Source organism: Hydrogenophaga sp. (assembly GCF_018780075.1).
GTDB lineage: Bacteria > Pseudomonadota > Gammaproteobacteria > Burkholderiales > Burkholderiaceae_C > Hydrogenophaga.
This window is the reverse complement of sequence record NZ_JADMKB010000127.1, coordinates 1-7,428: the sequence shown is the minus strand read 5'-3', so window position 1 is coordinate 7,428 and position 7,428 is coordinate 1. Positions and strand designations below refer to the sequence as shown.

At 67.5% G+C, this 7,428-nt stretch carries 6 protein-coding genes and 1 pseudogene; all 7 read right to left on the bottom strand.

What is annotated here, in order from left to right; translation table 11 throughout:
• A pseudogene (locus tag IV088_RS20565) lies at positions 1–980 on the bottom strand (polyribonucleotide nucleotidyltransferase); the annotation flags it as partial.
• Between the two features lie 262 nt (positions 981–1,242).
• Positions 1,243–1,509, bottom strand: coding sequence for a 30S ribosomal protein S15 (gene rpsO, locus IV088_RS20560; RefSeq protein WP_236961283.1), 267 nt, complete (start codon positions 1,507–1,509; stop codon positions 1,243–1,245).
• Between the two features lie 133 nt (positions 1,510–1,642).
• Positions 1,643–2,833 carry a pyridoxal phosphate-dependent aminotransferase gene (locus IV088_RS20555; RefSeq protein WP_291105784.1) on the bottom strand — a complete coding sequence of 397 codons (1,191 nt, stop codon included), beginning with the start codon at positions 2,831–2,833 and terminating at the stop codon, positions 1,643–1,645.
• A gap of 26 nt (positions 2,834–2,859) precedes the next feature.
• Positions 2,860–4,149, bottom strand: coding sequence for a branched-chain amino acid ABC transporter substrate-binding protein (locus IV088_RS20550; protein WP_291105783.1), 1,290 nt, complete (start codon positions 4,147–4,149; stop codon positions 2,860–2,862).
• Positions 4,150–4,296: 147 nt separating this feature from the next.
• On the bottom strand, positions 4,297–5,379 hold the full coding sequence (tsaD, locus tag IV088_RS20545) for a tRNA (adenosine(37)-N6)-threonylcarbamoyltransferase complex transferase subunit TsaD (RefSeq protein ID WP_291105781.1): 1,083 nt from the start codon (positions 5,377–5,379) through the stop codon (positions 4,297–4,299).
• A gap of 151 nt (positions 5,380–5,530) precedes the next feature.
• Positions 5,531–6,238 (bottom strand): Crp/Fnr family transcriptional regulator, encoded by a 708-nt coding sequence (locus IV088_RS20540; protein ID WP_291105779.1) that lies wholly within the window; start codon positions 6,236–6,238, stop codon positions 5,531–5,533.
• A gap of 76 nt (positions 6,239–6,314) precedes the next feature.
• A partial coding sequence (locus tag IV088_RS20535) for a VWA domain-containing protein (protein ID WP_291105777.1) occupies positions 6,315–7,428 on the bottom strand: 1,114 nt, incomplete at its 5' end.

Below are 7,428 nucleotides of genomic sequence, written 5' to 3'. Positions count from 1 at the left end.
CGCACGGTGCGCGTGTCGCGACCGTCGATGCGGGGCTCGCCGGCCAGGATCTGGCCACGCACGATCTTGGCTTCGATCTCGAACAGCAGGCCTTCGATGGCCACGCTGTCAAAGGCCACGCCTTCGGCCTTCAGAGCCGACATCACGTCGGCGTAGGCCGTGCGGCAGGCCTGGGTGCGGGCCTGTTTGTTGCGAATCTGGTAAGCGGCTTCGAGCTTGGCCTTGGCCAGATCGTCGATCTTGGCGATCAGCGCTTCGTCCTTCGCGGGCGCGGTCCAGCTCCACTCGGCCTTGCCAGCGTCGCGCACCAGGTCGTTGATGGCGGCGATGGCGATGTTGCCCTGCTCGTGGCCAAACACCACGGCGCCGAGCATGATTTCTTCAGAGAGTTGCTGGGCTTCGGATTCCACCATCAGCACAGCGGCTTGCGTGCCGGCAACCACCAGGTCGAGCTGGGAATCCTTGCGGGCGGTCTGGCCGGGGTTCAGCACGTACTGGCCGTTCACATAGCCCACGCGGGCGGCGCCAATGGGGCCATTGAACGGGATGCCGCTGATGGACAGGGCGGCCGAGGTGGCGATCAGGGCGGCGATGTCGGCGTCGACTTCAGGGTTCAGCGACAGCGTGTGGATGACCACCTGCACTTCGTTGAAGAAACCTTCGGGGAACAGCGGACGGATCGGGCGATCGATCAGGCGGCTGGTCAACGTTTCAAATTCGCTCGGGCGGCCTTCGCGCTTGAAGAAGCTGCCGGGGATCTTGCCGGCGGCGTAGGACTTTTCCAGGTAGTCCACGGTCAGCGGGAAGAAGTCCTGGCCAGCCTTGGCGTCGGACTTGGCGACCACAGTGGCCAGCACCACGGTGCCGTCCATGTCGAGCAGCACAGCGCCGCTGGACTGGCGGGCGATTTCGCCGGTTTCCATGCGGACCGTGTTCTGGCCCCACTGGAAGGTCTTGGTGACTTTGTTGAAAAGACTCATGGTTTTTCTCCTCTGTGCCGCCGTTCAGAAACAGGGGCGGCGTGGCGTGCAGACTGTCTGCACAAAACCCGGAAACTCAACCCAGAACACGATGCCATTCCAGAGGTGCTGCCCACATGCCCCGGGACACGCAGCGCCTTTGGAATGACACAGCTTCGCTCTGTTGCTGGTTCTCCGGAATCAAAAAAGGCGGCAGACAAACGACAAACGCCCGAGCCAGCGAACCAACTCAGGCGTTTTGCGTGTCATGCCAAGTCCAAAATTACTTGCGCAGACCCAGTTTCGCGATCAGGGCAACGTAACGGTCGGCGTCCTTGGACTTCAGGTAGTCCAGCAGCTTGCGGCGGCGGCTCACCATGCGCAGCAGACCGCGGCGACCGTGGTGGTCTTTGGCGTGCTGCTTGAAGTGGGGGGTCAGTTCGTTGATGCGTGCGGTCAGGATGGCGACCTGCACTTCAGGGCTGCCGGTGTCGTTGGCAGCGCGGGCGTTGTCGGCCACCACAGTGGCTTTGACGGATTTTTCGATCATGTCGGATTCCTTGGAGTTACGTGCGTCCCGTCGCAGCCTGCCAGCCCCTGAAACGTCTCCAGGCCCGGCCGCCGCAACGGGCGTGAATTGCCTTCCGTGAAGATGGCAACCGCAAATTATAGCCCAGTAGGGCTCAGCGCTGGGCAAGCAGCCAGGCGCGCAGGCGATCCACGCCCTGCACCAGGCGCTGGGGATCGCGGCTGGCGAAACACCAGCGCATCCAGCCGGCCGCTTCAGGGCCGAAAGCGCTGCCGGGCGCCAGCCCCAGACCCGCTTCGCGCACCAGGCGCTTGGCGGTGTCCAGGCAGTCGTCGTGACCCGCCAGGTGGAAAAAGGCGTACATGCCCCCTTTGGGCTCGGCCAGCGTCACGCCGGGCACGGCTTTCAGCAGCGGCACCAGCGTGTCCCGACAAGCCTGCAGGTGGGCCACCAACGCGGGCGTGACGTCCGCACCCCGCTGAAGCGCCACCAAAGCCGCGCGCTGGGCGAACACCGGGGCGCACGAGGTGTTGAATTCGATCAGCTTGCCCACGGCGTGGGTGAGCGACGGGGGCAGCACCAGCCAGCCCAGGCGCCAGCCGGTCATGAGAAAGCTCTTGGAGAAGCTGTGGGCCACGATGAGCCGGTCTTCGGGCTCTGCCACGTCCAGGAAGCTGGGCGCGGCTCCATGGGGGGTATCGCCTGCGTAGTAAAGCCGCTCATAGACCTCATCGGCCAGGATCCAGGTGCCGGTGCGGCGGCAGTGGTCGAGGATGGTCGCCTGCTCGTTGCGGGTCAGCGTCCAGCCTGTGGGGTTGTTGGGCGCGTTGACGATGAGCAGGCGCGTGGCCGGGGTGATGGCGGTCAGCAGCGCGGCCATGTCCAGCACCCAGGCACCGGCGTTGCCGCCCTGCGGCACCACCTGGAGCGGCACAGTTGTCACCTTGGCGCCCATGATCTGCGGCTGGGCCACCAGGTTGGGCCAGGCGGGCGTGACCACCACCACTTCGTCGCCCGCGTTCACCAGCGCCTGCGAGGCCAGCATCAGGCCGTTGACCCCGCCGGAGGTGACCGCGATGCGGTCGAACCAGTGGTCGGTGGTGTGCTGGGGATGCAGGGTGTGGGTGTAGACGCCAATTTCCTGGCGCAGTTCGGGCAAGCCCAAGTTGTGGGCATAGAAGGTTTCACCCGCGTGCAGCGAGGCGATGGCCGCCTCGCGGATGAAGGCCGGCGTGACCTCGTCGCTCTCGCCAAACCAGAACTTCAGCACATCGCTGCGCCCCAGGCCCTCGTTCGCCACTTCACGGATGCGCGACTCTTCCAACCCTTCAACCACTGCCCGCATGCCCACTCCTGAATTGAAGCCCTCGATCAGGGCCTTTGCATCGTACAGCTGTGCGCCTGCTCGGCTTGCTGCGGGCTCAGTTGGCGGATCACGCGGAAGCCGTAGCCCGAACCTTCGACATCGAATTTCACGCCAGGCGCGCCCTGGCGATCCATCACCGCCACGGCCAGCGGCTGCTGGAACTGGTGGTCGGCGGCGCGCATGCGCGCGGTCTGGCCGGCGAGCTGGACCTCGGCCTTCTCCAGCTGGGCCGCGACGGCGGCCGCCTTGACCGAGCCGGCGCGCTCGATGGCCTGGGCCAGCGACTCGACCATGAGTTGCATCCGCATGTGCACGTAGTCGTCGGCCGGGTTGGGGAAGCGCTGGCGGAACGACTGGTAGAAGGCCTCGGACTCTTTGGTGAGCACGTTGGGGAACCAGTCGGCCACGGCGATCACCTTGCCGATACCGGCGTCGCCGATCGCGGCCGGTGCGCCCAGCGCGTTGCCGTAGAAGGTGTAGAACGAGCCCTCGAAGCCGGCCTCGCGGGCCGCCTTGACCAGCAGCGTCAGGTCGTTGCCCCAGTTGCCGGTCAGCACGGCCTGCGCGCCACTGGCCTTGATCTTGGCCGCGTAAGGGGCGAAGTCCTTCACGCGCGCCATCGGGTGCAGCTCGTCGCCCACGATCTTCACGTCGGGCCGCTTGGCGGCCAGTTGGCTGCGGGCCTCGCGCAGCACCGACTGGCCAAAACTGTAGTCCTGACCGATCAGGTAGATCTGCTTCAGGTCCTTGTCGTCGCGCAGCACGTTCATCAGCGCGGTCATCCGCATGTCGGCATGGGCGTCGAAACGGAAATGCCAGTAGCTGCAATTCTGGTTGGTGAGCACCGGGTCCACCGCCGAGTAATTCAGGAACAGCACCTGGCGCGCCGGATCACGCTCGTTGTGCTTGTTGATGGCGTCGATCAGGCCCGAGGCTGCGGCGGACGAGTTGCCCTGTGTCACCACCGTGATGTCGCGGTCGATGGCGGATCGCAGGGCCGACAGCGCCTCCTCGGTCTGGCCCTTGCTGTCAAAACGTTCGATCTGCAGCGGGCGGTGGCCGCCGGGCAGCTTCACGCCACCGCGGGCGTTGACGCGTTCCGTGGCCCACACGAGGTTGCGGTACACCGCCTCACCGGTGTTGGCGAACGGGCCGGACAGGCCTTCGATCATGCCGATGCGGATGGGCGCTGCCGCGGGGGATGCCGTGCCCTGCGCCTGAGCGGTCGAGGCACAGGCGATCGCCAGCAGGACGGTGGACAGCGCGCGACGGCGCAGACGGGTCGTGAAATTCATGGGCAAGGTCTCCGTTGTTCAATGCCGGCCGGCGGGCACGCTCGGCGTCCAGTGTCACCTGCGCGACAAAGCCAGGGATTGTAATTCATAATTACGAATGATGACATCACTTGAAGGCACCGACTGGGCCCTTCCAGACATGCGCGTTCAGCCGAGCTCCGACAGCGGCCAGCGGGGCCGCACGTCGAAGTGGTAGGCCGGTGCAGCCGCCGCGTCGGGCAGCAGCCCCGCCTGAAACCGCAGGCCGGCAGCGAGCGCGATCATGGCGCCGTTGTCGGTGCACAGGTGCAGCTCCGGGTAGTGCACACGCACCCGCCGCTTCTGGCAGGCGGCGTTGAGCTGTTCGCGCAGCAGCGCATTCGCCCCCACGCCGCCGGCCACGACCAGGCGGTTCAGCCCGGTGGCGTCGATGGCCGCGAGCGACTTCTTCACCAGCACCTCGACGATCGCGGCCTGGACGCTGGCCGCCACGTCGGCGATCTGTTGCGCGTCCAGCGCCTCGGCCAGCTGCGGCGTGGCGGGGCCCTCGGGCCGCGCGTGGGCGAGCCGTTTCACCTGGGTCAGCACCGCCGTCTTCAGGCCGGCAAACGAAAAGTCGAGGTCGCCGCTGTGCAGCAGCGGGCGCGGGAACTTGTAGGCGGTGGCGCTGCCCTGCTCCGCCCGCTTGGCCAGCGCCGGCCCGCCGGGGTAACCCAGCCCCAGCAGCTTGGCCGATTTGTCGAAGGCCTCGCCTGCCGCGTCGTCGATGGTTTCGCCCAGCAGCTCGTAGCGGCCCACGCCATCCACCCGCATCAGCTGGGTGTGGCCGCCCGACACCAGCAGCGCGACAAACGGAAATTCGGGCGGATCGGCACTCAGGAACGGCGAGAGCAGATGCCCTTCGAGGTGGTGCACGCCCATCACCGGTTTGCCCAGCGCCATGGCCATGGCGCTGGCCACGCCCGAGCCGACCAGCAACGCACCGGCCAGCCCCGGCCCGCGCGTGTAGGCGATGGCGTCCACCGCCGACAGCGGCAGGCCCGCCTGCGCCAGCACCGCGTCGGTCAGCGGCAGCACACGGCGGATGTGGTCGCGGCTCGCGAGCTCGGGCACCACGCCGCCATAGGCCTGGTGCATCTCGATCTGGCTGTGCAGCGCGTGGCCGAGCAGGCGCGGCACAGCGCTGCCACTGGCGTCCACCAGGGCCACACCGGTTTCGTCACAAGACGATTCGAATCCCAGAATCAGCATGGCGGGGAGTGTACGGGGGAGCAACAAACCCCGAGGTAGGGGCGGGTCCCGCATCCGGCGCGAGTGTCCTGACCCAGGATGCGGTGGAACCGGCTCCGCCGGGCCGCTCGCATCGCCCCCGGGGGGTTACGCGCAGCGGCGCAGGGAGAACCTATTCCACCGGATACCGCGTCAGCCGCTGCGGATCGGGAATGTGGATGTCGCGCTTGTCGATCACGATCAGGCCCTTGGCCTCCAGCTCGTGCAGCACCCGCGAGAAATACTCGGGCGTCATCGACAGGCGCGAGGCGATCGCGGCCTTGCTCACCGGCAAGGTCACGCGTTGCGCGAGCTCGTCCTCCGCGCCGCCCTTGCCCCCATCGGGCAGGTCGCGCATGAGGTAGCCGATCACGCGCTCCACACCGCTGTGCAGCGCGTAGGCCTGCACGTCGTTCACCAGGCCGTGCAGGCGCCGCGACAGGCCCGCGAGCATGCGCATGCAGAAGCGCCGGTCGGTTTCGATCTCCTGCAACACGCTCTGCTTGGACACGCTGAGCAGCAGCGTGTCGGTCAGCGCCTGCGCGTTGATGAAATAGGGCTTGTCGGTGAACATCAGCGCCTCGGCGAAGCTGTTGCCCGGCCCAATGATCTCGATGATTTTTTCCTGCCCGGCCGGTGAAATGGCGAACAGCTTGATCTGGCCGCTGACCGTGACGTGGAACTCGTTGCACAGCTCGCCGATGTGGAACACCTCATCTCCGCGCGCCAGCTGGCGCAGGCGGCTGCCCTGGGCCAGGCGCTGCAGCTCGGGCGGCTTCATTTCCTGAAACAGCGGCAGCATGGAGAGGTAACGGGGCAGATCGAACTGGGCAATGTCCATGGCCGGGGCGCACAGGGTGCGCAAGCGCGTGAGGTGGGGGAGAACGGCCCCGCACTGTACCCGCTTGGCGTGGTGTTCAGTGGGACGACTGGCGCATGAAACGGGTGTACACCCCCGTCAGCCGATCCACCAGGTCCTGAGGCCGGTGCACCAGCGCGTAGCCCTGCTGGCCGAACAGCATGGGCAGGTAGCCGTGGGCCGCTTCGTCGATGGTGATGCAGAACGGAATCAGCCCGGCCTCGCGCGCGGCCTGCACCGCGTGGCGCGTGTCCTCCAGGCCGTAGCGGCCCTCGTACACGTCGAGGTCGTTGGGCTTGCCGTCGGTCAGGATCAGCATCAGGCGCTGGCGCTCCGGACGCTCGCCGAGCCGCAACGTGGCCAGGCGGATCGCCGCGCCCATGCGCGTGTAGTAGCCGGGCTTGATGGCGCCCACGCGGTCGCGCACCGCGGCGCTCCAGGGTTCGTCAAAGCCTTTCAGGTGCTGGATGCGCACGTTCTGTCGCCGCACCGACGAAAAACCCAGCATCTCGAACGGATCACCGCTGGCGCTGAGCGCTTCGCCGAACACGTAGAGCGCGTCGCGGATCACGTCGATCACGCGCGCTGTCTGGGTGGCGTAGGCATCGGTGGACAACGACAGGTCGGCCAGCAGCAGCGTGGCCAGGCTGCGCTCGGTGCGCACGCGCCGGGTGAACACGGCCGGCGATTCGCTGTGCGGCGCGCCGGCCGCGTCGACGCGGTGGCGCACCCAGGCGTCGAGGTCGATCTCGTCGCCCTCGGGTTGCGCGCGCTGCCGGCCGGTGCCCGCCCGCAGGATCTCCAGCCGGCGCCGCACGCGCCGCGCCGTGGTGCGCAGGGCGGTCGGCGGCACATAGGGCTCGGCGGGTGTGGCCACCAGGGTCTGCAGCGCGCAGTGCTCGGGCAACAGCGCGTGGCGCCGGAAATCCCATTCGGGCAGGCGGATGCCGGGGCCGAGCGGCCGGTCGTCGGCGGCGGCGCTGGGCAGGTCCAGGTCGAACTTCACCCGCGCGGCCGTGCTCTGGCCGTCGGGTGCGATCGCCAGCACGTCCATGTCGTTGGCCACGCCCGCGGCGTTGTCGTCGGGATCGTCGTCGCTGGCGCGGTTGACCTTGACGAACTCGCCCCAGGACAGGATGGACTCGGCGCGGAAAAACATCATCAGCGGCGCC